Source organism: Mesorhizobium bavaricum (assembly GCF_056781655.1).
Window position 1 is genome coordinate 2,133,490 of sequence record NZ_CM165566.1, and the last position, 20,144, is coordinate 2,153,633.

The window sequence follows — 20,144 nt, forward strand, 5'->3', positions numbered from 1 at the left end:
GGAAAACTCCGTGGAGCAAAAACCGCCGACCGGCGGTTCAAGTGGTCGGTTTCGGCAAGGCTGATCCTTGGGCCGACCCTGGGACCGTGCCTTGCGGCGCCGCCGGCGCGCGGCTGACCGCCTGGCGCAGGTTCTCGGCCTCGACGCCGCGCTGGCGCGCCAGCTTGCGGTAGCGGGCCTGCTTGACCCAGGTTGCCAGGCTGCCGACGACCATGCCGACGGCGAGAGCCAGGAACAGGAAGATGAACAGCGGCAAGGTCAGCGTCAGCTTTGGATTGCCGGGATTGAACGGGTCCAGCGTGAAGGCGACCAGTTCGCGGTTGGCGACGGCGAGCGCGATCAGGATGACCGCCAGGGGCACGAAGACCACGATGAGCATGAAGCGATTGAACATGATGTTTTCCGTCGGAAGCTGGCCGAAAGGCCGTCTGGCGCTGACGCCGCGCCTACTTGCCGCCGTTCAGCCTTTCACGCAGCTCCTTGCCGGTCTTGAAGAACGGCACCCATTTTTCCTCGACCTCGACGGATTCACCGGTGCGCGGATTGCGGCCGGTGCGGGCGGGACGGTTTTTCACCGAAAAAGCGCCGAAGCCACGCAGCTCGACCCGATTGCCTTCGGCAAGTGCGTCGGTGATCTCATCGAAGATCGCGCCGACGATGTTTTCGACGTCGCGCAGGAAAAGATGCGGATTACGCGTGGCAATAATCTGCACAAGTTCGGACTTGATCATGAGACGGGTCCCCGTGAAAGCAGTGTGGTCAAAATTATGAGGATGATTTTATTTGCTTTTTTCACTTGCCCCAAACGGCATCTCAAGGGTGCCAGACGGAAACGAGACCGTCAAGAAACAAGCGGTCGGCGCCCAGTTCATGAATTACATCGCCACTGTAGGCCGGCAGGCCGAGGGCGCTGCCGATCGTTTGCGCCATCGCTTTCGAGAACAAGAAGCCGCCGCGCCGTTCCGTGTCTTTCCATTCGATCACCTTGAGCTTGGCATCGACCCCCTTGGTCGCCAGCCAGCCGACCGCTTCGGTCTCGCCGCCGACAGCGTCGATCAGCCCGTTGGCGACGCCCTGGCGGCCGGTGAAGATCGAGCCGTCGGCGAGCGCCAGCGCTTGCTCGCGGGTCATCTTGCGGCGTTCGGCAACGATGCCGACGAACCAGTCGTAGCTGTCGAGGATGAGCTTGCGGACCATGGCGCGTTCGTCGTCATTGGTCGGCTTGAAAGGAGACGGCGAGGCTTTCAGCGGCGAGGATTTCACTTCCTCCAGCTTGACTCCGAGCTTGTCCATGAGGCCGCTGACATCCGGATACTGGATCAGCACGCCGATCGAACCGACGATCGAGGTCTTGCGGGCAACGATGTGATCGGCGGCACTGGCGATCATGTAGCCCGCCGACGCGGCGAGCGTGCCGACTTCGGCGACCACCGGCTTGTCGGCGGCCAGCTTGCGCACCTCTTCATAGATCGATTCACCGCCGACCGTGGTGCCGCCTGGCGAATCGATCGACAGGATCACGCCTTTCACCTTCGACGACTGGCGAATGGTTTCCAGCCGCTTGATCAGTTCCTCGTCCTCGGTGATGGTGCCTTCGATCCTGACCTTGGCGATGTGGTCGACGGCCGAGCCGGTGAAGTCGTCGCCGTAGAACCAGGCTGAAAGCGCAATCACCCCGAGTGCCACGATGCCGATGGCGGCAACGCGCCAGAACGTCAGCTTGCGCCGCAGTCGGCGGCGGTCGATCAGGTCGTCGGCTCTCAGTGCCATGGTCAGCCTTTCAGTCGGCGGGAAGACACGCTTCTAGACCATGATCCGCCCATCTGGAAGCAATTCTCTTTCCGGCGCGACGAGACAATCCGCGCGGCGGATCGAAATGGCCGTGCCGGATCCACGGTTGATGGGGGCCCCGGCGGACATCCGCCCCTCTCCAGGCACAGGTCTCTTCACGCATTTGTGCAATCGCCACGAGGTTCGGCGGCGGGATCGACAGATGACAAATCTTACGCCGCATGGCTGTTTCTGCTAATGAAGAACGTGCAGTTGTGCAGATCTCGTTTTCATCTGTACAAAAGCGGCCGTCACATTTTTGCAGTTTTCATGGGCTTGTGCTTGCTTGAAGGCGCGGGCGTCCCACCTATAGGCGGTGTTTCCAGGGTGGGTAGGGGTTTAGAAGAAAGCAGTGAATGTTAGCGCGACCGATTGAATCGACCAACGACGAGACGGAGTTGGTCCCACCGGCGGACGGCCGTATGCGTGGCGATGCTTTCGACCGCGCGCAACGTCACTCGCGCCGCGTGCGCGTTCTCAAGTTTGCCGTGCCGCTGGCTGCGGCACTGATCGCCATTGCTTTCCCGGTCTATTCCTATCTCGCCGCGCCCGTCTCCGTGACGGTTCAGGCGGAAGGCACTGCCTTTTCCAACGGCAAGCTGGTGATGGCCAATCCCAAGCTCAACGGGTTCACCAAGCAGAAGCAGCCCTATTCGATGACGGCGCTGCGCGCCATCCAGGATGTCAGCACGCAAGGGATCATCGAACTGGAAGGCATCGACGCCAAGGTTCCGGTCGGGCCCGACAATGTGGCGGCGATCAAGGCCTCGCGCGGCACCTACGATCGCAACGGCAACACGATGAACCTGACCAGCGACGTTACCATCACCACAACCGACGGCATGCAGGCCAAGTTCAAATCGGTCTTCCTCGACATGGGCAAAGGCACTATGAAGACGGGAGATCCCGTCGATGTCAGCCGTGAAGGGTCGCGGATCACGGCGGATTCGATGTCGGTCCAGGACAATGGCAGGGTTCTGGTTTTCGAGAACAAAGTGCGCGTCAACATCGATTCCGCCGCCTTGAAAACGGCAGAGGGAAACAGCGGAGAAACCAATGCGGCTCAGTAGTTCGACGCGGCTCGCGGCTGCAACTTCGGCGTTGCTGCTGCTCGGACTGGTGCCGTCATTGGCGCAGTCGACCAGCCAGTCAGGTCTCAAACTGTCGGGCGACAAGCCGATCCAGATCGAAAGCGACAAGTTGGAGGTCCGCCAGGCCGACAATGTCGCCATCTTCACCGGCAATGTCAGCGTCGTCCAGGGGCCGACGTTGATGAAGGCCGGCAAGATGACGGTCTATTATGTCAAGGATCCAAACGCCGCCGCCAAAGGCACGGAAGCCGCGGGTGCGGCAATGACCGGCTCGGCCAACATCGATCATTTGGAAATCTCCGACAAGGTTTACATCAAGTCGGATGCGCAGGTCGCGACCGGCGATCAAGGCAGCTTCGACATGAAGAGCCAGGTTCTGGTGCTGTCAGGCAAAAAGGTCGTTCTGTCGCAAAACGACAACGTCCTGGTCGGCTGCAAGCTCGTCGTGCAGATGAAAACCGGGTTGGCCCAGGTTGATCCATGCGCTGGGCAACGTGTCCAGATGTCGATCACCCCGCCGCCGAAATCGGGAGCGGCGAACCCCTGATGGTCAGCCTGTCGTCGCTGACGGCGCGTCTTCCGGGACGGGCCGCCGGCAAGCTTTCGGCGCCGGCCACGGTGACCGCCGATAAGGGAAAGTTCAAGGGGACCCTGATCGCCAAGGGTCTGACCAAGAGCTACAAGGGCCGCAAGGTCGTCAGCGGCGTCACCATCGGCGTGCGCGCCGGCGAGGCCGTCGGGCTGCTCGGCCCCAACGGCGCCGGCAAGACGACCTGCTTCTACATGGTCACCGGCCTGGTGCCGGTGGATGAGGGCACGATCGAGATCGACGGCTTCGACGTCACCTCGATGCCGATGTACCGCCGTGCGCGTCTCGGCATCGGCTACCTGCCGCAGGAGGCCTCGATCTTTCGCGGCCTGAGCGTCGAGCAGAACATCCGCGCCGTGCTCGAAGTGGTCGAAAAGAGCCGCAAGGAGCGCGAGCGCAATCTCGACGAACTGCTCGAGGAATTCCACATCAGCCATCTGCGCAAGGCGCCGTCCATGTCGCTTTCCGGCGGCGAGCGGCGGCGCCTGGAAATCGCGCGTGCGCTGGCGACGCGTCCGGCCTACATGCTGCTCGACGAGCCTTTTGCCGGCATCGATCCGATCGCGGTCGCCGATATCCAGCAATTGGTGCGCCATCTGACGGCGCGCGGCATCGGCGTCCTCATCACCGATCACAATGTGCGCGAAACGCTCGGCCTGATCGACCGCGCCTACATCATCCATGCCGGTCAGGTGCTGACCCATGGCCGGGCCGACGAAGTGGTGGCAAATCCGGATGTCCGGCGGCTCTACCTCGGCGAGGGTTTTACGCTCTGAGCGTGAAATTTGTTTCCTGACACGATTTTTGGGGCTCGGCCCACCCATTTCTCCGATTTTGTTGCCCGATAACGCTCCGGTAAGCGAGTTTTGCTAGCTTTTGCCTTGACAAGCAAAAGCTGGGCCAGTTTCTATGACCGGCTGCAAAAATTCCTGTCCGGAAGCCCGGATGCGTAGACGAGGCGTTTGAAACCAGACAATGGCGTTGGCGGCGAAACTACAGCTACGACAATCGCAGTCGCTGGTGATGACGCCGCAGCTGATGCAGTCGATTCGGCTGCTGCAGTTCACCCATGGCGAGCTCGAGCATTTCATCGACGAGGAGATCGAGCGCAACCCGCTGCTGGAGCGTGCCGAACCGCAGGAGGATGCCGCCAGCGACCAGGCGCAGAAGATCGAGGCGGAGCCGCAAGCCGCCGCCGACGGCGACTGGTTCGAAAACGAGACGCAGTGGAGCGCCGAGGCGATCTCGGACAAGCTCGATACGTCGCTGGAAAACCTGTTTCCCGACGATCCGGGGACCAGCGAGCGTCTCGGTCCCGACCTGACGGCGCAATGGAAGTCGGCGTCCGGCAATGGCGCGAGTTCCTCATCCGAGGGTTTTGACGCCGGCGACATGGCGGCCGCGGCGATCACGCTGCGCGACCATGTCGGTGAACAGGTTGCGCTCGCCTTCGCCGATCCGGCGGCACGGCTGATCGCCGCCGACCTGGCCGACGGCCTCGACGAGGCCGGCTATTTGCGCGCCGACCTGGCCGAGATCGCCGCCCGTCTCGGCACGGAGGTTGCCGCGGTACGAAAGGCGCTGGCGGTGTGCCAGACTTTCGAGCCGGCCGGCCTGTTTGCGCGCGACCTTGCCGAATGCCTGTCGCTGCAGCTCGCCGTGCGGGATCGGCTCGATCCGGCGATGAAGGCGCTGGTCGCCAATCTCGAACTGCTGGCACGGCGTGATTTCCATGCGCTGAAACGGATCTGCGGTGTCGACGAGGAGGATCTGCTCGACATGCTGGCCGAGATCCGGGCACTCGATCCTCGGCCCGGCATGGCGTTTTCAGGCGGCGCCAGCGACGCGATCGTTGCCGATGTCGAGGTGCGTGCCGCCAATGACGGCAGCTGGACAGTCGAGCTCAACGCCGAAACGCTGCCGCGCGTGCTGGTCGACCATATCTATTTCGCCCAGGTCTCGCCGCAGGCGAAGAACCAGGCGGAAAAGGATTTCCTGGCCGAATGCCTGCAAAACGCCAACTGGCTGACGCGCAGCCTCGACCAGCGGGCAAAGACCATCCTCAAGGTCGCCTCGGAAATCGTTCGCCAGCAGGATGCCTTCCTCGTCCATGGCGTGCGCCAGCTGAAGCCGCTCAACCTGCGCACGGTCGCCGACGCCATCGGCATGCACGAATCGACGGTCAGCCGGGTCACAGCGAACAAATACATGCTTACGCCGCGCGGCGTGTTCGAGCTGCGTTACTTTTTTACCGCCTCGATCGCCGCGTCGGGTGGCGGCGATGCGCATTCCTCGGAATCCGTGCGTGACCGCATCAAGCAGCTGATCGACGAGGAAAAGCCAGCCGACGTGCTTTCCGACGATGCGATCGTCGACATGCTGCGGGAGAGTGGCGTCGACATTGCCAGGCGCACCGTCGCCAAGTACCGGGAAGGCATGAATATTCCCTCCTCGGTGCAGCGCCGGCGCGAGAAACGGGCACTGGCCAGCGCCGGGCGCTGACACGGTTCGATTTTCCACAGGCCAGCACTTCATTGACAAGCCGCGGTGAAGTGGCTAGAAGCCCGCCCGCATGAGACGGGCTAGATGCCTGCATGCGGATGGTCCGTCACGACGTTGGCCTCGGGACGGTCAAAGGGCGGCTTGTGATCAACCGGAAAGTTCGGATTTAAAATCGGCGCGAGTGACGCCGCAAAGCTTGTGCGCACGGACCACGAGTATAAACTCGGGCCAGTTTGAAGCCTGAGCAAGGAAGGTCAGTTTTCAGATGAATCTGCGCATATCGGGAAAACACATGGATATCGGCGATGCGTTCCGCACACGCATCAACGATCGCGTCGGCGAAGCGATCGGCAAATATTTCGATCGCGGCTTTGCCGGACACGTCACGGTCATCAAATCAGGTTCGCGCTATTCGGCGGATTGCATGATCCGGCTCGATTCCGGCGCTTCGCTGCAGGCCACCGGCGATGCCCAGGATCCGACATTGGCCTTCGAGGCCGCGGCGGATCGTCTGGAAACCCGGCTGAGGCGCTACAAGCGCCGGCTGAAATCGCACAATTCGGGCAGCGCCAACGGCGATCTGACCGACATCGCCTACACGGTGATGGCGCCGCTGGCCGATGACGACGAGGACATTCCGGAGAATTTCGCTCCGGCCATCGTCGCCGAATCAACCATGACGCTGAAGACCATGTCGGTGGCGTCGGCGGTCATCGAGCTCGACACCAAGGACAGCCCGGTCTTCGTCTTCCGCAACGCCGGAAACGACCATCTCAACATCGTCTATCGCCGGCCCGATGGAAACATCGGCTGGATCGACCCGTCCACGACCAAGGTCGCACAGGGATAAAAGCCGGCCGCACGAGGGGTGAGGGCTGGTGACGGCAGGCGAACAAGGGATTTTCAAGCATGGATCTGAGCGATCTTATCAACGTTCCGGCGATACTGCCGGCGTTGAAGGCGAACTCCAAGAAGCAGCTGTTGCAATTGCTGTCCGAACGGGCAGCGGCGATTTCCGGCATTCCGGAACGGGAAGTGTTCGACACCATCCTGCAGCGTGAACGGCTGGGCTCGACCGGCGTCGGCAACGGCATCGCCATTCCGCATGGCAAGCTGGCCGGCGTGAAACGCATCGCCGGGGTTTTCGCGCGGCTGGAGACGCCGGTCGATTTCGAGTCGCTGGACGATCAGCCGGTCGATCTGGTGTTTCTGCTGCTGGCGCCGGAAGGGGCGGGCGCCGACCATCTCAAGGCCTTGTCGCGCATCGCGCGGGTGCTGCGCGACGCCGACACGGTGGCCAAGATCAGGGGTACGCGCGACGCCGCGGCAATCCACGCGCTTTTGTCGGATACGCAAGCCTCGCACGCGGCCTGACATTTTCTGGATTGGACGACACTCAAGGGCCGCCGTGGGCGGCCCTGTGCGTTTGAGCCCAGCCGTTCGCCGGGCGGTGCCGGGCTCAGTGAATGGCGACCGTGGTCAGGTCGTTTTCCATGGCGCCGGCCAGCGCGCGGTCGCGCGCATCCGAAAGCAGGATCGGCTGGCCATTGGCAGCAAACAGCGCCCACAGTTCCATACCGGGAGCGATTTCACCGAGGTTCGGGAAACGGCCGAGCAATTCGTCGCTCGAGACCTTGCGCAGATAGGCGACCGAGCCCTCGCCGAGATGGGCGAATTCGCCGCTGGTCATGGTGAGATTTTCGTCAGTTCTGGTCATTTCAAAGCCTCCTTGGCGCGAGGACGCCGCTCAAGGCCATCCCGCATGAGAGCCATCAGTAAAGATCAGTCTTTCACCGATATGTTTATTTTCCGTACCAGCCGTTCGGACTCCGGCCGATCGAGATCGATCGACAAAAGGCCATTCTTCAGTTCCGCGGCGATCACCCGCATGCCGTCGGCCAGCACGAAACAGCGCTGGAACTGGCGCGCGGCGATGCCGCGATGAAGAAATTCGCGCTCGGTATCGTCGGTCTGACGGCCGCGCACGACCAGCTGGTTTTCCTCCGTGGTGACATCGAGATCGCTTTCGGCGAAACCGGCGACCGCCAATGTTATGCGCAACCTTTCGGTCTTGCCGTCGGCGCCGCTGAGGCGTTCGATGTTGTAGGGAGGGTAGCTGTCACCGGACTTCGCCAGGCGTTCCAGGGTCTTTTCCATGGCGTCGAAACCAAGGAGAAGCGGGCTGGAAAAGGGCGTCATTCGGCTCATGTTACACTGTCCTCTCAAGAGCGACATAAAGTGGAAAAACCCAGATGGCATTTTTCCCGGTGGTCTTGATATGGTCCGCCCCGCGACCAAGTTCAAGCCGTCAAAAGACCCGCCCAAAAAGACCAGGTCGTGGACTCACAGGAATGATCGACATGGCGCTTGAAACGGCGAGCGGATGCAAGGAGAAGCGCGCAGGTCGGGATTGTCTTCCCTGGCGGAGCGGTTCGACATGGCAGCTCGCCGCCGTTTCGGCGCCCTCGGATGATTCATCCAAGTCCATGGCCTCGCCAAACAAGGAATTGAAATGCCTCAATCACGCAAGATCATCATCGACACGGATCCCGGCCAGGATGACGCCGTCGCCATTTTGCTGGCGCTCGGCAGCTCCGAACTGGAGATCGTCGGCATTACCGCCGTTGCCGGCAACGTGCCGCTGAAGCTTACCGAAAAGAACGCCCGCAAGATCTGCGAGCTGGCCGGCCGGCCGGACATCAAGGTCTATGCCGGCGCCATCCGGCCGTTGATGCGCGAACTGGTCACCGCCGAGGAAGTGCATGGCAAGACCGGTCTCAACGGACCGCAACTGCCGGAGCCGACGATGAAGTTGCAGGACCAGTACGCGGTCGATTTCATCGTCGAGACGCTGATGACGGAAGACAGCGGCACCATCACGCTTTGCCCGCTCGGGCCCCTCACCAACATTGCGCTGGCGCTGATCCGCGAACCGCGCATCGCCCCGCGCATCAAGGAAATCGTGCTGATGGGCGGCGGCTTCTTCGAAGGCGGCAATGTCACGCCGTCAGCCGAGTTCAACATCTATGTCGATCCGCAAGCGGCCGATGTCGTGCTCAAATCCGGCATTCCGATCGTGATGATGCCGCTCGACGTCACCCACAAGGCGCTGACCACCGCCAAGCGCACGCAGGCCTTCCGCGAGCTCGGCACCAAGGTCGGCACCGCGACCGCCGACATGCTGGAATTCTTCGAGCGCTTCGACGAGGAGAAGTACGGCACCGATGGCGGACCGCTGCATGACCCCTGTGTCATCGCCTATCTGTTGAAGCCGGACCTGTTCCAGGGCCGCAACTGCAATGTCAGCGTGGAAACCACCTCGGAACTGACCATGGGAATGACCGTGATCGACTGGTGGGGCGTGACCAAGCGGCCGAAGAACGCCATGGTGATGCGCGACATCGACCATGATGGCTTCTTCGCGCTGCTGGTGGAGAGGTTGGGGCGGCTTTAAAGCTTCCTTCTCCCCGTTTACGGGGAGAAGGTGCCGGCAGGCGGATGAGGGGCGGCGCAGGCGTTGACATTCTGCTTGCAGCTCCGGCGCCGCCCCTCACCCGATCGCTTCGCGACCACCCTCTCCCCGTAAACGGGGCGAGGGAAGGGGTCCTACTTCGACCGCGAAAATGCCAGCCACAGGCCGCCGCCAACCAGGAAGCTGCCGCTGATCCTGGACATGAGCTTGATACGGCTGGCCGACAACAGACGCCCGGCCCGGCCGGCGGCGAGTGCATAGGTCGAATCCGAGATGGCCGCGAAGATCATGGCGGTGAGGCCCATGACCACGATCTGCAGCGAGTAGTTGCCTTGAGGCGCGATGAACTGCGGGAAGAAGGCGCCGAAGAACACCAGCGTCTTGGGATTGCTGAGCGCCACCAGCAGGCCCTGGAGGAAGAAGCCGCCGCGCGGTTTCCTGGCCGTTCCGTCGGCGTTCAGCGTTCCCTTGGAACGGAACATCTGCACGCCCATCCAGATCAGATAGGCGGCGCCGATCAGCCGCACCCACTCGAACCAGTGGCCCATGCCCGAGATCAGCGTGTTGAGGCCGATGCCGACGATGGCGATCATGACGGCGAGTCCGGCCTGCGTACCGGCGACATTGGCAAGACCGGCGCGGGAGCCATGGCGGATGCTGTTGGCGATGATCAGCGTGACCGTTGGGCCCGGCACCAGGATGATGACGATGCAAGCGAGGACATAGGCGGCGTAGAGTTCCAGCGACATGATTTTTCCCTTGGAATGCCGTCGATGCGGCGCAACTGGCGATAATCAATGCATGGCAGCGCCGCCGGTGCAAGCCGGTACGCGAAGCGTCTCGATACGCCAATGCATCCGGTCTAGGCGCCGGCCTGCCAGGGTAGCGTCGCCTCATAGGCTGCCGCCGCCTTCACCACGGCGAGGTCGTCGCGCGGCCTCCCGATCAGCTGCATGCCCATTGGTCGGCCCTTGTCGTCGAAGCCAACCGGGACGTTGACCGCCGGACAGCCGCCCAGAGTGGCAAATGCGGAAACCTGCATCCAGCGGTGATAGCTGTCCATCGCGCGTCCCGCGACCTCGCGCGGCCAGTGGGTGCCGACATCGAAAGGGAAGACCTGCGCGGTCGGCAGCGCGATGAGGTCGAAGCGGTCGAAGATTGACAGCAGCGCGCGATGCCAGGACGTGCGGATGACCGAAGCCGCACGGATCTGCGGTGCCGTCAGCAGCATCGCGTTCTCCACTTCCCAGATGGCTTCCGGCTTCAGCAGGCCGCGCCTCGAGGGATCGTCGTAGTGGATCTTTAGCGCACAGCCGCTGCTGGCCTGGCGCAGCGTCACGAAAGCTTGCCACAGCGCTTCGAAATCGAAATCTGGCAACAGCGGTTCGCTGGGGAAGGATGCATCCGCGAACCGGCCGAGCGCGGCCTCGCAGAGGTCGAGGATACCGGCTTCGACCGGCAGATGACCGCCGAGATCGCCGAACCAGGCGATGCGGCCGCCAGCCGCTGCTGTTGCAAGCCCTTCGAGGAACGAGCCCGGTTTCTCATAGGACAATGGCGCGTGCGGGTGATAGCCCGCCTGCACATCGAGCAGCAATGCCATGTCGCGGACGTTGCGGCCCATCGGCCCGTCGACGCCCATCTGTGCATGAAAGACTTCAACGTCCGGTCCGCCGGGGACAAGCCCTTGCGACGGGCGGAAGCCAAAAACATTGTTCCAGGCTGCCGGATTGCGCAGCGAGCCGCCGAAGTCGCTGCCATCGGCGACAGGCAGCATGTCGAGCGCCAGCGCCACCGCCGCGCCGCCGCTCGAGCCGCCTGCGGTGAGGGCCGGGTCGAAGGCGTTCAGCGTCGGTCCGAACACGGTGTTGTAGGTGTTGGAACCAAGACCGAATTCGGGGACATTGGTCTTGCCGATGATGATGGCGCCGGCGTCGCGGATACGCTCGACGAAGAAATCGTCGTCCTGCGGCACGAAATCGGCGAAGATCGGCGAGCCTAGCGAGGTCCTGAGACCCTTCGTCGAGGCGAGGTCCTTGATGGCGATCGGCAGGCCGAAGAGCGGACCGGTTTCGACACCTGCCTGCCGCCGGGCATCGGCAGCGTCGGCCTCACGCAGGATGTCGCCGCGGTCGCGCAAGGAGACGATGGCATTGACCAGCGGGTTGACCGCCTCGATGCGGTCGAGGAATGCCGTCACCACCTCGCGGACGGAAAGTTTCTTTTGGCGAATCGCGTCGGCCAGTGCGACCGCGGACAGGCGGCAGATGTCGCCGGCCGGCGCCACGGCATGTTTCGTCCGGGGGCGCTGCATCTCAACGGATTTCCTGCAACGCCTGGTCGACATCCTTGGCCAGCGGAATCGCCGGCTGGGCGCCCGGCTTCAGGCAGGCGAGCGAGCCGGCCGCGCCGGCGCGTGCCAGCGCCTTGTCGAGCGCGAGGCCTGACGACAAGCCGGCGGCGAAATAACCGCAGAACGTGTCGCCGGCGCCGACTGTGTCGACAGGGGTGATCTTCATTGCCGGAACGGTCAGGAAATCGCTTGGGGTCGCCGCCATAACGCCGTCGCCGCCGAGCGTGACGACGATGGTTCGGCCGGTTTTCCCGGCATAGTCGCGCATGCGCGCCGCCCGGTCGCGGCCTTTCAGCGACAGCGCCTCGCCATAGAGGTCGAACTCGGTTTCGTTGGCGACGGCATAGTCGGCCTTGCCGAGAAAGGCCGCTGCTTCGCCCTGGAAAGGAGCGGTGTTGAGCACCGTGATGGCGCCGGCCCCTCTTGCCTGGTCGAGTGCGGCTTCGACGGTCGCCAGCGGAATCTCATGCTGCAGGAGTACGACATCGCCCTTTTTCAGGAAGGCTTTCGAGAGATCGCCGGGCAACACGGAAGCGTTGGCGCCCGGCACCACCGCGATGATGTTCTCGCCGTCGTCGCCAACCATGATCAGCGCCGTCCCCGTCGACGCAAAAGTTTCGGCGACCCCGGACAGGTCGACCATGCCGTCGCGCAACAATGCCAGCGCTTCGGCCGCGAAGCTGTCCTTGCCAACGGCGCCGACCATGCGCACCGGGGCGCCGGCGCGTGCCGCCGCCAGCGCTTGGTTGGCGCCTTTGCCGCCGGGCGCCGTGACAAAGCTCGAGCCGCCTACCGTTTCGCCGGGGCTCGGCAAGCGATCGACATTGGCGATCAGATCGAGGTTGATCGAGCCGACAACAATAATCAAGCAAGGCCTCCTGCTAGGACAGATCCAAATGTTGGAGCGTCCTCTAAGCGTCCGGGCGAACGCGGGTCGTTCCAATCGCGCGGGAAGCTAACCCGTAAGGCCGCGGCTTGCCAGACCACGCGAATGGTCCAGATCGATTTGTGCTTATTCACAGCGCACGGTGACCGTGCCTTGATAGTTGCCGGCGGGAAAGAGACCGCTCGACTTGGTGGCGGTCAGGTCGACTTGCATGGGATGGGTACCATTGATAACCCTCTGCGGCACACTTCCGTTGATGTCGACTCCCGAGCCATCGAGACGGAAGACCGAGGCGAAGGTCACGTTGGTGCCGCCGCCGCTCGGCGCGGACGAGAACGCGGCAGGCGCTGGCGCCGAAACGGAATAGCAGTCCAGCAAGTTGAGCACGGAGCACAGCAGGGAGCTTGCCACGATGGTGGCGCTGGCGCTCGATCCGCCTGCCTGTTTGGAGCCCAGTATGCTGATGGCGGGATTTGCCTTCATCGTTCCCGACGCTCCCACCATGATGGTGCAGGTGCCGATGATCGCCGCTTGCACCGGAAGGCAGAACCCGGCAAGTGCTGCCGTCGCAAGCAGCGCGCGGTTATTTCTTCTTTTTCTTGCCATTGCCATTTCCGGTCCTGATGCTCCAGCCTTCGTTGGCCCATCCGGGTGATGCGGCCGCAGGAGCGGGAGTGCTGGCGGCCACGCTCGCCGTCTGGCCGTCGGCACCGAGCCCCATTTTGAGGAGTTTCAGCTCCAGCTGCAGGCGCTCGACCTCAAGCTCGTAGAGGCGGCTGCAGTCGACGCGTTTCGGCGAACGCCCGATCGGAATCACCACGCGGCCGTAGGTGGCGACGTCATTGTTCGACTGGTTGTTGCCTCTGATGACGCCGAGGTCGACATAGGCGCCGGTGCCCGATACGGCGGAACGGCAGGTGGTGCCGTCGGAAGCGTGGACCTCATCCTGCCCCTGCGGCAAGGTCACGCCGGGCAGGTTGAAGCCGCTCTCATTTTGATTGAGATTGTAGACATCCTCGGCCAGAACCGGCGAGATCCCCGTCGACATCGCCGCGAGCGCGACTGTCAGGACTTGCGGTGCCCAAAAAACTTTCCGCATATCTGTGCCTTTATCTGGGTCTGCTGATTGGGAAAGGGGATGCTTTCGGTACAGATACGCACTTTACGCTCGGCGGCGCCGGCAAACGGCACGACCACAAGGACAGGACGGGAGGCCTGGGAAGCCAGTTGGAAGACACTCGGAGAAATCCTGGCTTCCACGGGCTGAAAATCCTGATCGTAGACGTGGATTTCGACCCTGATCTTCTGGTCGTAGGGATTGGCCGGAAAAACACGGACCGCGAAGACGTCGGTGAAGCTGTTGACCTCGCCTCGCATCGGCGACATCGACTGGGCCACGGCGGCTATAGGCATCAGGCCGACGGCCAGCGCCGTCGCCAAGGTTCGAGCATGTGTCAAGGACCCCTCCTTCCGAGAGCTATTCGCAGCGCACCGTCACCGTTGCCTGATAGTTTCCGGAGGCGAAGCGGTTGCTGCCCCCCTTGGTGCCGGCGAGGTTGACCGAGATAAGCGACGCGCCGGGAGCGGTCAGGCTTGTGGCTGAGCCCGTCTCGGCGACCGTGTGGGCGCCGCTGGCGGAATAGGTCGGCGTCCAGGTGGTGGCCGTCACATCGGCAGCCGGCGCCGTGGTGGTGGTGACCGGATCTACGCTGAGCGACACACCTCCGGTCGTCGTCAGCGTGACCGTTCCGGCCAAGCCACCACTGTTGTGTGAGCTTAGCGACTGGAGATCGGGGCTCACCGTCATCGTGCCGTTGGTGGCGATCAAAAGCGTGCAGGTTGCGGTGATCGTGCCATTGAAAATGACATTTTGCGTTGTGGCCAATGCGGTCTGGTCAAGACAGGTGACCAGCAGAGCTGCGCCAAAGGTGGCGCGAAACAACATCATCGAGACCTCCTATCAAGTCGGATCGCCCGAATTAATATGGGTCATCATCACTTTATCGTAGTTAATTTAGGGTTAACTTAAATAATTGATGAAAATAACAATTGGACAAACCAGAGGTTGCCTTTGGTTGCAATTAAGAAAATACGATACAATAATCGCACTTATACTTAGTAAGTCTGATATTCATAGATTCTTCCAGGGACAACTGGAAAATCGACATTCACGACGACACTTGCCCTGCCTCCCAGCCCAGGATGGCCCGCTTGCGGGTCAGGCCCCAGTGATAGCCTGTGAGGTCGCCCGACTTGCCGATGGCGCGGTGGCAGGGAACCACGAAAGAGAGCGGGTTGGCGCCGTTGGCGGCACCAACGGCGCGGCTGGCGCTCGGTGCGCCGATGCTGGCGGCGATCGATGAATAGGTGCTGGCCTTGCCCATCGGAATCTTGAGCAGCGCCTCCCAGACGCGAACCTGGAAGTCGGTGCCGATCATGACGACATGCAGCGGCTGGTCCGGGCGCCACAGCGTCGGGTCGAAGATGCGCGCGGCATAGGGCCCCGTCGCGGCCATGTCCTCGACATAGATGGCGTTCGGCCAGCGGCTGGACATGTCGGCGAAGGCGGCAGGTTCCTCGCCCGGATCATTGAAGGCGAGGCCGGCAAGCCCGCGGTCGGTGACCATGATTAGGGCGGTGCCGAACGGCGAGGGATGGTAGCCGTAACGGATGGTCAGCCCGGCGCCGCGGGTCTTGTAGTCGCCCGGCGACATCGCCTCATGGGTGACGAAGAGATCATGCAGCCGGCCCGGGCCGGACATGCCCAGCTCGAACGAGGTTTCGAGCAGCGGCATGCCGGAATCGAGCAGTCTGCGGGCATGGTCCAGTGTCACCGCCTGCAGGAAGGCCTTTGGCGACAGGCCAGCCCAGCGGGTGAAAAGCTTCTGCAGGCCCGTCGGCGTCTCGCCGACCTCCTCGGCCAGTTCTTCCAGCGATGGCTGGTCGCGATAGTCGAGGCTGATCTTCTCGATGGCGCGGCGCACGATTTCGTAGTCACTGCCTTCGGGCGTGATGTCCTTCTTGAGGACCGCTGTCTGTGTGCTCATGGAATTGTCTCCTTGAGCTGGAATATCGCCCCATGGGGCGTCGATCGCCACCCGAAACTTGCCTTCTTGCGGCGCATACCCAGATAGACTCGGGATTTCGAGAGCCTGTCCCATCCCGATGCGATCGGGATGGGGCTCTACCTCGGTGTTTGAGCAAGGTGTCGCGCATGGCTGGCGAGAAAGTGCATCTGACCGGCGAAAAGGAGACCTTGCTGTTGGCGCTCTACGGCAAGGCGTTGGAGAGCAAGTTGCCGGACTCGCTGCTCAGGGATCACTTCGCCGCCGAGGCGGTTCGCAACATCGACTATGATTTCTCCAGGCTCAAGGTCGACGACAATCTCGGCGTCGGCCTGGCGATCAGGGCAAAGACGCTGGACGTCCGCGTTCAGGACTTTCTCGCCAGAAATCCCGACGCCATCGTGCTGCATCTGGGTTGCGGGCTCGATACGCGCATCTTCCGTGTCGACCCGCCACAAGGCGTTGACTGGTTCGATGTCGACTACCCGGAAGTCATCGAACTCAGGCGCAAGCTTTACCCGTCCCGCGACAGTTACCATCTGGTCGCTTCGTCGGTGATCCAGCCGGATTGGCTGGCTGAAGTGCCCCGCAATCGCCCGGCCATAGTGGTGGCGGAGGGACTGACGCCCTATCTCCCCGCCAACGAGGGGCCGCGCCTGTTTGCGCGGCTTGTCTCGCATCTTGCCAGCGGCGAGTTGATGTTCGACGCCTACAGCCGTTTCGGCCTGAAGCTGCTGCGCCTCAACCCGTCCTTCAAGGCGACGGGCGCGAAGGTCTACTGGAACATCGAGGATCCGCACGATTTGGAGTTGGCTGTTCCGAAGTTGCGGTTCATCGAGGACATCTCGGCCTACAAGCCCGAGCATGCCGCCCGCATGGGCTGGTTCGCAAAACTGTTCATCCGCCTGTGGATACACATTCCGGCGCTGCGCAAGGTTGGCAGGCTGTTGCGCTACCGCTTCTGAAGCGCTGGTTCAGCGCGCCTTGGCGGTCGCCAAAGCGTGCGAAAAGGCTGTCGCAAAACTCTCGCGGTCGTCGGGATTGAGGAAGCCGCCGATCGGCACGTTCTGGCCCTGTCCTTCCACCGTCATCTTGGTGATGCCGATCTCGGCATGACGGGCGACCGAAAACCGTGCCCAGAACGGGTTGAAGCGATGCGCTTCCGATTTTCCCGAGGGGGCAGTCTTGCGAATGTCGAGGCAGGTGCGCGAAACCGACACTTCCTCGCGGGCGCGGGCGGCACGGTAGTTGGCGCGGAAGGCTATGTAGACGGCGATCACGTCAAGGCCGAAGAAGCCGAACACCGGCCAGGCGCCGCGCGACAGGAAAAATGCGCCCGTCACCAGCCAGCCGAACAGCAGCGCGCCCATCAGGATGAAGAAGCCTGTCCTGCCCAGCGACCGGTGCGGGGTCAGCAATGCGTGAAAAAATGGCTCGTCGGCCTGAAATGAGGCGTTTGTGTCGCTCATGGCGGGATATTATAGGAAGGGAATGGCGAGCCCCAAGTCAAAAAAATCCAGCGCACCCAAAAATGAACTTTTGCCTGGCCGGCGCGACGGCTCGAACGCCAAGCCGCGCCCGCGGCCGGTGAGGTCCGGTTCGCGCTACAGTGCTGCCGAAGTGCACGAGATATTCCGGCGCTTTTCCGTCCAGCGGCCCGAACCGAAGGGCGAGCTCGAACATGTCAACGCCTTCACGCTGCTGGTGGCGGTGGTGCTGTCGGCGCAAGCGACCGATGCCGGCGTCAACAAGGCGACGCGAGCGCTGTTCAAGGTGGCCGACACGCCGCAAAAGATGCTGGCGCTGGGTGAAGCCAAGGTCGGCGACCATATCAGAACCATCGGGCTCTGGCGCAACAAGGCCAAGAACGTCATTGCGCTGTCGGAGGCGCTGATCCGCGACCACGGCGGCGACGTGCCCGACGACCGCGATCAGTTGGTCAAGCTGCCGGGTGTCGGGCGCAAGACCGCCAATGTCGTGCTCAACATGGCCTTCGGCCAGCACACGATGGCGGTCGACACCCACATTTTCCGCATCGGCAACCGGCTCGGGCTGGCGCCCGGCAAGACGCCGGAGCAGGTCGAGCAAGGGTTGTTGAAGATCATCCCGGACGAATACATGCGCCACGCGCATCACTGGCTGATCCTGCATGGCCGCTATGTCTGCAAGGCGCGCAAGCCGGATTGCCCGGCCTGCGTCATCGCCGATATCTGCAAGGCCGAGGAGAAGACGATCGATGTGCCGGCACCGCTGGTTGCGCTCGCGCCGCTCGATTCAACACCTTAATTCTCCTCCACAAACACCTCCTCGCGCTTCTTCTTGACCGCGGGCAGGAAGACGATGACGAGCACGGCGAGCGCGATGAGCAGCAGGCTGGCGCTGATCGGTCTCGTCACGAAGGTGCTCGGGTCGCCGCGCGCGAGGATCATGGCGCGGCGGAGGTTTTCCTCGAGCAGCGGGCCGAGCACGAAGCCGAGCAGCAGCGGGGCCGGTTCGCAGCGCAACTTGGTCAGGAGGTAGCCGAGGAAACCGAAGAAGGCGACGGCGTAGAGGTCGTAGACGTTGCTGTTGACGCTGTAGACGCCGATCGAGCAGAACGCCATGATGATCGGGAAGAGCACGTAATAGGGGATCGTCAGCAGCTTCACCCAAAGCCCGATCAGCGGCAGGTTCAGGATGATCAGCATCAGATTGCCGATCCACATTGAGGCGATAATGCCCCAAAACAGCGCCCGCTGTTCGGTCGCGACATTGGGGCCGGGCACGATGCCCTGGATGATCATCGCGCCGATCATCAGCGCCATCACCGGGTTGGCCGGAATGCCGAGCGTCAGCATCGGGATGAAAGAGGTCTGCGCGCCGGCATTGTTGGCCGATTCCGGTCCGGCGACGCCTTCGATGGCGCCCTTGCCGAACTCCCCCGGATTTTTCGAGATGCGCTTTTCGACTGTGTAGGAGGCAAAGGCTGCAAGGATCGCACCGCCTCCCGGCAGGATGCCGAGCGCCGAACCGATGATCGTTCCGCGCACGATGGGCGCTGCCATGCGCCGAAAGTCCTCGCGGGTCGGCATAAGGCCGGTGACCTTTCGGATCAGCACCGAGCGCTCGTCCTCGTTTTCGAGGTTGCGCAGTATCTCGGCCACGCCAAAGACGCCGACCGCCACCGCAACGAAATTCAGCCCGTCGGCATACTCGCGGATGCCGAGCGTGAAGCGCGGCGTGCCGGTGTAGATGTCGGTGCCGACAATGCCGAGCAGCAGGCCGAGCACGACCATCGCCAGCGCCTTGACAATCGAGCCGTGGGCGAGCGCGACGGACGAGACGAGGCCGACGATCATCAGCGAAAAATATTCGGCCGCACCGAATTTCAGCGCCATCGCCGTCAGTGGCGGGGCAAAGATGGCGACGAGGAAGGTAGACACCGTGCCGGCAAAGAACGAGCCGATGGCCGCGATCGCGAGTGCCGCCCCGGCGCGGCCGTTCTTAGCCATCTGGTAGCCGTCGATTGCGGTGACGGCCGACGAGGATTCGCCGGGCATGTTGATGAGAATGGCGGTGGTCGAGCCGCCATATTGCGCGCCGTAATAGATGCCGGCGAGCATTATGAGGGAGGAAACCGGGTCGCCAATCTGGAAGGTTATCGGCAACAGCATGGCGATGGTTGCGGTGGCGCCGATGCCGGGCAAGACGCCGATCAGCGTGCCGAGAAGGACGCCGATCAGGCAGAAACCGAGGTTTGCCAACGATGTGGCCGTCGAAAAGCCGAGCGCGAGGTTGCCGAGGAGTTCCATGTTCATCTCCTCATAATGGCAACCATGGCCCGAAGCGCCGGAACGGCAGGCCGAGCGCGTAGCTGAAGACGAGGAATGCAAACAACGTCAGGCCGGCCGACAGCGCGAGCGCGGTCAGCGGCTTCATGCGACTGCTGGCAAACGACGCGATCAGCGCCGTCAGGAAGATCGACGGAATAAAGCCGAGGCCGCGCACCGTCAGGCCGAAGAAGATCGGAGCAGGGAGGATGAGCAGCATGCCGCGCCACGCAATGTGCCCGATTGGCTCGCTGCTATCGAAGCGAACTGCCTGGATGAGGATGATGGCGCCCAGCAGGATCAGCACGATCGCCAGGACCAGGGGAAAATATCCTGGTCCCATGCGAAAGGCGGTGCCGATTTCGAGGCCGAGCGACTGCAGCGCGAAACACGCGCCGAAGCCGATGAACAGTGCGGCGCATGTGGCGTTGGTCCTGTCGATTGCGAACGGTTTCATGACATCCTCCCAGGCCCGCGCCGCGGGCGCGCCGTTGCATGCGAAAACGGGCGCCGAAGCAACAACGGAGCGCTGGCAGCGCCCCGTTTG

General features: G+C 62.7%; 25 protein-coding genes. 9 read left to right on the forward strand and 16 right to left on the reverse strand.

The window, feature by feature from the left end; genetic code table 11:
• Nucleotides 1-37: 37 nt before the first annotated feature.
• The 3 genes from AC1RZR_RS10380 to sppA all read right to left on the reverse strand — a co-directional run bounded on the left by AC1RZR_RS10380 (nt 38) and on the right by sppA (nt 1,770).
• Nucleotides 38-394: a DUF1049 domain-containing protein gene (locus AC1RZR_RS10380; RefSeq protein WP_481828443.1), complete on the reverse strand. Its 357-nt coding sequence runs from the start codon at nt 392-394 to the stop codon at nt 38-40.
• 52 nt (nt 395-446) lie between these two features.
• The gene (locus AC1RZR_RS10385) at nt 447-731 is read right to left on the reverse strand and encodes an integration host factor subunit beta (RefSeq protein ID WP_006200394.1); all 285 of its coding nucleotides are present in this window, start codon (nt 729-731) and stop codon (nt 447-449) included.
• Between the two features lie 82 nt (nt 732-813).
• Nucleotides 814-1,770, reverse strand: a complete 957-nt coding sequence (gene sppA / locus AC1RZR_RS10390; RefSeq protein ID WP_477277924.1) for a signal peptide peptidase SppA — start codon at nt 1,768-1,770, stop codon at nt 814-816.
• A gap of 416 nt (nt 1,771-2,186) precedes the next feature.
• Here sppA and lptC point away from each other — a divergent pair, with 416 nt between their 5' ends.
• The 6 genes from lptC (at nt 2,187) to ptsN (ending at nt 7,386) form a co-directional block, all read left to right on the forward strand.
• Nucleotides 2,187-2,900, forward strand: coding sequence for an LPS export ABC transporter periplasmic protein LptC (gene lptC / locus AC1RZR_RS10395; protein ID WP_477277922.1), 714 nt, complete (start codon nt 2,187-2,189; stop codon nt 2,898-2,900).
• Nucleotides 2,887-3,468 (forward strand): LptA/OstA family protein, encoded by a 582-nt coding sequence (locus tag AC1RZR_RS10400; protein WP_379102969.1) that lies wholly within the window; start codon nt 2,887-2,889, stop codon nt 3,466-3,468. The genes lptC and AC1RZR_RS10400 overlap by 14 nt, the downstream gene beginning before the upstream one ends.
• The gene (gene lptB, locus AC1RZR_RS10405) at nt 3,468-4,286 is read left to right on the forward strand and encodes an LPS export ABC transporter ATP-binding protein (RefSeq protein WP_477277920.1); all 819 of its coding nucleotides are present in this window, start codon (nt 3,468-3,470) and stop codon (nt 4,284-4,286) included. The genes AC1RZR_RS10400 and lptB overlap by 1 nt, the downstream gene beginning before the upstream one ends.
• A 199-nt stretch (nt 4,287-4,485) precedes the next feature.
• Nucleotides 4,486-6,012 (forward strand): RNA polymerase factor sigma-54, encoded by a 1,527-nt coding sequence (gene rpoN / locus AC1RZR_RS10410; protein WP_481828444.1) that lies wholly within the window; start codon nt 4,486-4,488, stop codon nt 6,010-6,012.
• A 265-nt stretch (nt 6,013-6,277) separates the two neighbouring features.
• Nucleotides 6,278-6,862 (forward strand): ribosome hibernation-promoting factor, HPF/YfiA family, encoded by a 585-nt coding sequence (gene hpf / locus AC1RZR_RS10415; protein ID WP_379102963.1) that lies wholly within the window; start codon nt 6,278-6,280, stop codon nt 6,860-6,862.
• 59 nt (nt 6,863-6,921) lie between these two features.
• Nucleotides 6,922-7,386 (forward strand): PTS IIA-like nitrogen regulatory protein PtsN, encoded by a 465-nt coding sequence (gene ptsN, locus AC1RZR_RS10420; RefSeq protein WP_013529589.1) that lies wholly within the window; start codon nt 6,922-6,924, stop codon nt 7,384-7,386.
• Nucleotides 7,387-7,471: 85 nt separating this feature from the next.
• Here ptsN and AC1RZR_RS10425 read toward each other — a convergent pair whose 3' ends face one another.
• Nucleotides 7,472-7,729, reverse strand: coding sequence for a BQ00720 family protein (locus AC1RZR_RS10425; RefSeq protein ID WP_095084707.1), 258 nt, complete (start codon nt 7,727-7,729; stop codon nt 7,472-7,474).
• Nucleotides 7,730-7,794: 65 nt separating this feature from the next.
• Complete coding sequence (locus tag AC1RZR_RS10430; protein ID WP_023760739.1) at nt 7,795-8,220, reverse strand: Hsp20 family protein; 426 nt, start codon at nt 8,218-8,220, stop codon at nt 7,795-7,797.
• A gap of 304 nt (nt 8,221-8,524) precedes the next feature.
• Between AC1RZR_RS10430 and AC1RZR_RS10435 the strand changes: the two genes are divergently transcribed.
• Nucleotides 8,525-9,466 (forward strand): nucleoside hydrolase, encoded by a 942-nt coding sequence (locus AC1RZR_RS10435; protein WP_481828445.1) that lies wholly within the window; start codon nt 8,525-8,527, stop codon nt 9,464-9,466.
• 152 nt (nt 9,467-9,618) lie between these two features.
• On the opposite strand, the gene AC1RZR_RS10440 is transcribed toward AC1RZR_RS10435, so the two are convergent.
• From AC1RZR_RS10440 to AC1RZR_RS10475, 8 genes are all read right to left on the reverse strand, one after another.
• Nucleotides 9,619-10,233, reverse strand: coding sequence for a LysE family translocator (locus tag AC1RZR_RS10440; RefSeq protein WP_095084705.1), 615 nt, complete (start codon nt 10,231-10,233; stop codon nt 9,619-9,621).
• A 113-nt stretch (nt 10,234-10,346) separates the two neighbouring features.
• The gene (locus AC1RZR_RS10445) at nt 10,347-11,798 is read right to left on the reverse strand and encodes an amidase (protein ID WP_481828446.1); all 1,452 of its coding nucleotides are present in this window, start codon (nt 11,796-11,798) and stop codon (nt 10,347-10,349) included.
• 1 nt (nt 11,799) lies between these two features.
• A complete protein-coding gene (locus AC1RZR_RS10450) occupies nt 11,800-12,705 on the reverse strand; it encodes a ribokinase (RefSeq protein WP_481828447.1) in 906 nt (301 codons plus the stop codon).
• A gap of 144 nt (nt 12,706-12,849) precedes the next feature.
• Nucleotides 12,850-13,335: a hypothetical protein gene (locus tag AC1RZR_RS10455; RefSeq protein WP_477277905.1), complete on the reverse strand. Its 486-nt coding sequence runs from the start codon at nt 13,333-13,335 to the stop codon at nt 12,850-12,852.
• Nucleotides 13,307-13,822, reverse strand: coding sequence for a hypothetical protein (locus tag AC1RZR_RS10460; protein WP_481828448.1), 516 nt, complete (start codon nt 13,820-13,822; stop codon nt 13,307-13,309). Before AC1RZR_RS10460 ends, AC1RZR_RS10455 begins: the two co-directional genes overlap by 29 nt.
• On the reverse strand, nt 13,789-14,181 hold the full coding sequence (locus AC1RZR_RS10465) for a hypothetical protein (protein ID WP_481828449.1): 393 nt from the start codon (nt 14,179-14,181) through the stop codon (nt 13,789-13,791). Before AC1RZR_RS10465 ends, AC1RZR_RS10460 begins: the two co-directional genes overlap by 34 nt.
• A gap of 19 nt (nt 14,182-14,200) precedes the next feature.
• A complete protein-coding gene (locus AC1RZR_RS10470; RefSeq protein WP_477277899.1) occupies nt 14,201-14,671 on the reverse strand; it encodes a hypothetical protein in 471 nt (156 codons plus the stop codon).
• Between the two features lie 220 nt (nt 14,672-14,891).
• Complete coding sequence (locus AC1RZR_RS10475) at nt 14,892-15,770, reverse strand: methylated-DNA--[protein]-cysteine S-methyltransferase (RefSeq protein ID WP_481828450.1); 879 nt, start codon at nt 15,768-15,770, stop codon at nt 14,892-14,894.
• 167 nt (nt 15,771-15,937) lie between these two features.
• On the opposite strand from AC1RZR_RS10475, the gene AC1RZR_RS10480 reads away from it, so the two are divergent.
• Nucleotides 15,938-16,753, forward strand: a complete 816-nt coding sequence (locus AC1RZR_RS10480) for a class I SAM-dependent methyltransferase (RefSeq protein WP_481828451.1) — start codon at nt 15,938-15,940, stop codon at nt 16,751-16,753.
• A gap of 9 nt (nt 16,754-16,762) precedes the next feature.
• Here the strand turns inward: AC1RZR_RS10480 and AC1RZR_RS10485 are convergent, their stop codons facing one another.
• Complete coding sequence (locus tag AC1RZR_RS10485; protein WP_481828452.1) at nt 16,763-17,257, reverse strand: DUF2244 domain-containing protein; 495 nt, start codon at nt 17,255-17,257, stop codon at nt 16,763-16,765.
• 22 nt (nt 17,258-17,279) lie between these two features.
• Here AC1RZR_RS10485 and nth point away from each other — a divergent pair, with 22 nt between their 5' ends.
• Complete coding sequence (gene nth, locus AC1RZR_RS10490) at nt 17,280-18,074, forward strand: endonuclease III (RefSeq protein WP_481828453.1); 795 nt, start codon at nt 17,280-17,282, stop codon at nt 18,072-18,074.
• On the opposite strand, the gene AC1RZR_RS10495 is transcribed toward nth, so the two are convergent.
• Entirely contained in the window at nt 18,071-19,579 is a 1,509-nt protein-coding gene (locus AC1RZR_RS10495) for a tripartite tricarboxylate transporter permease (RefSeq protein WP_481828454.1), read from the reverse strand. The two genes, nth and AC1RZR_RS10495, sit on opposite strands and share 4 nt — an antisense overlap.
• A gap of 10 nt (nt 19,580-19,589) precedes the next feature.
• On the reverse strand, nt 19,590-20,054 hold the full coding sequence (locus AC1RZR_RS10500) for a tripartite tricarboxylate transporter TctB family protein (RefSeq protein ID WP_477277887.1): 465 nt from the start codon (nt 20,052-20,054) through the stop codon (nt 19,590-19,592).
• Nucleotides 20,055-20,144 lie beyond the last annotated feature (90 nt).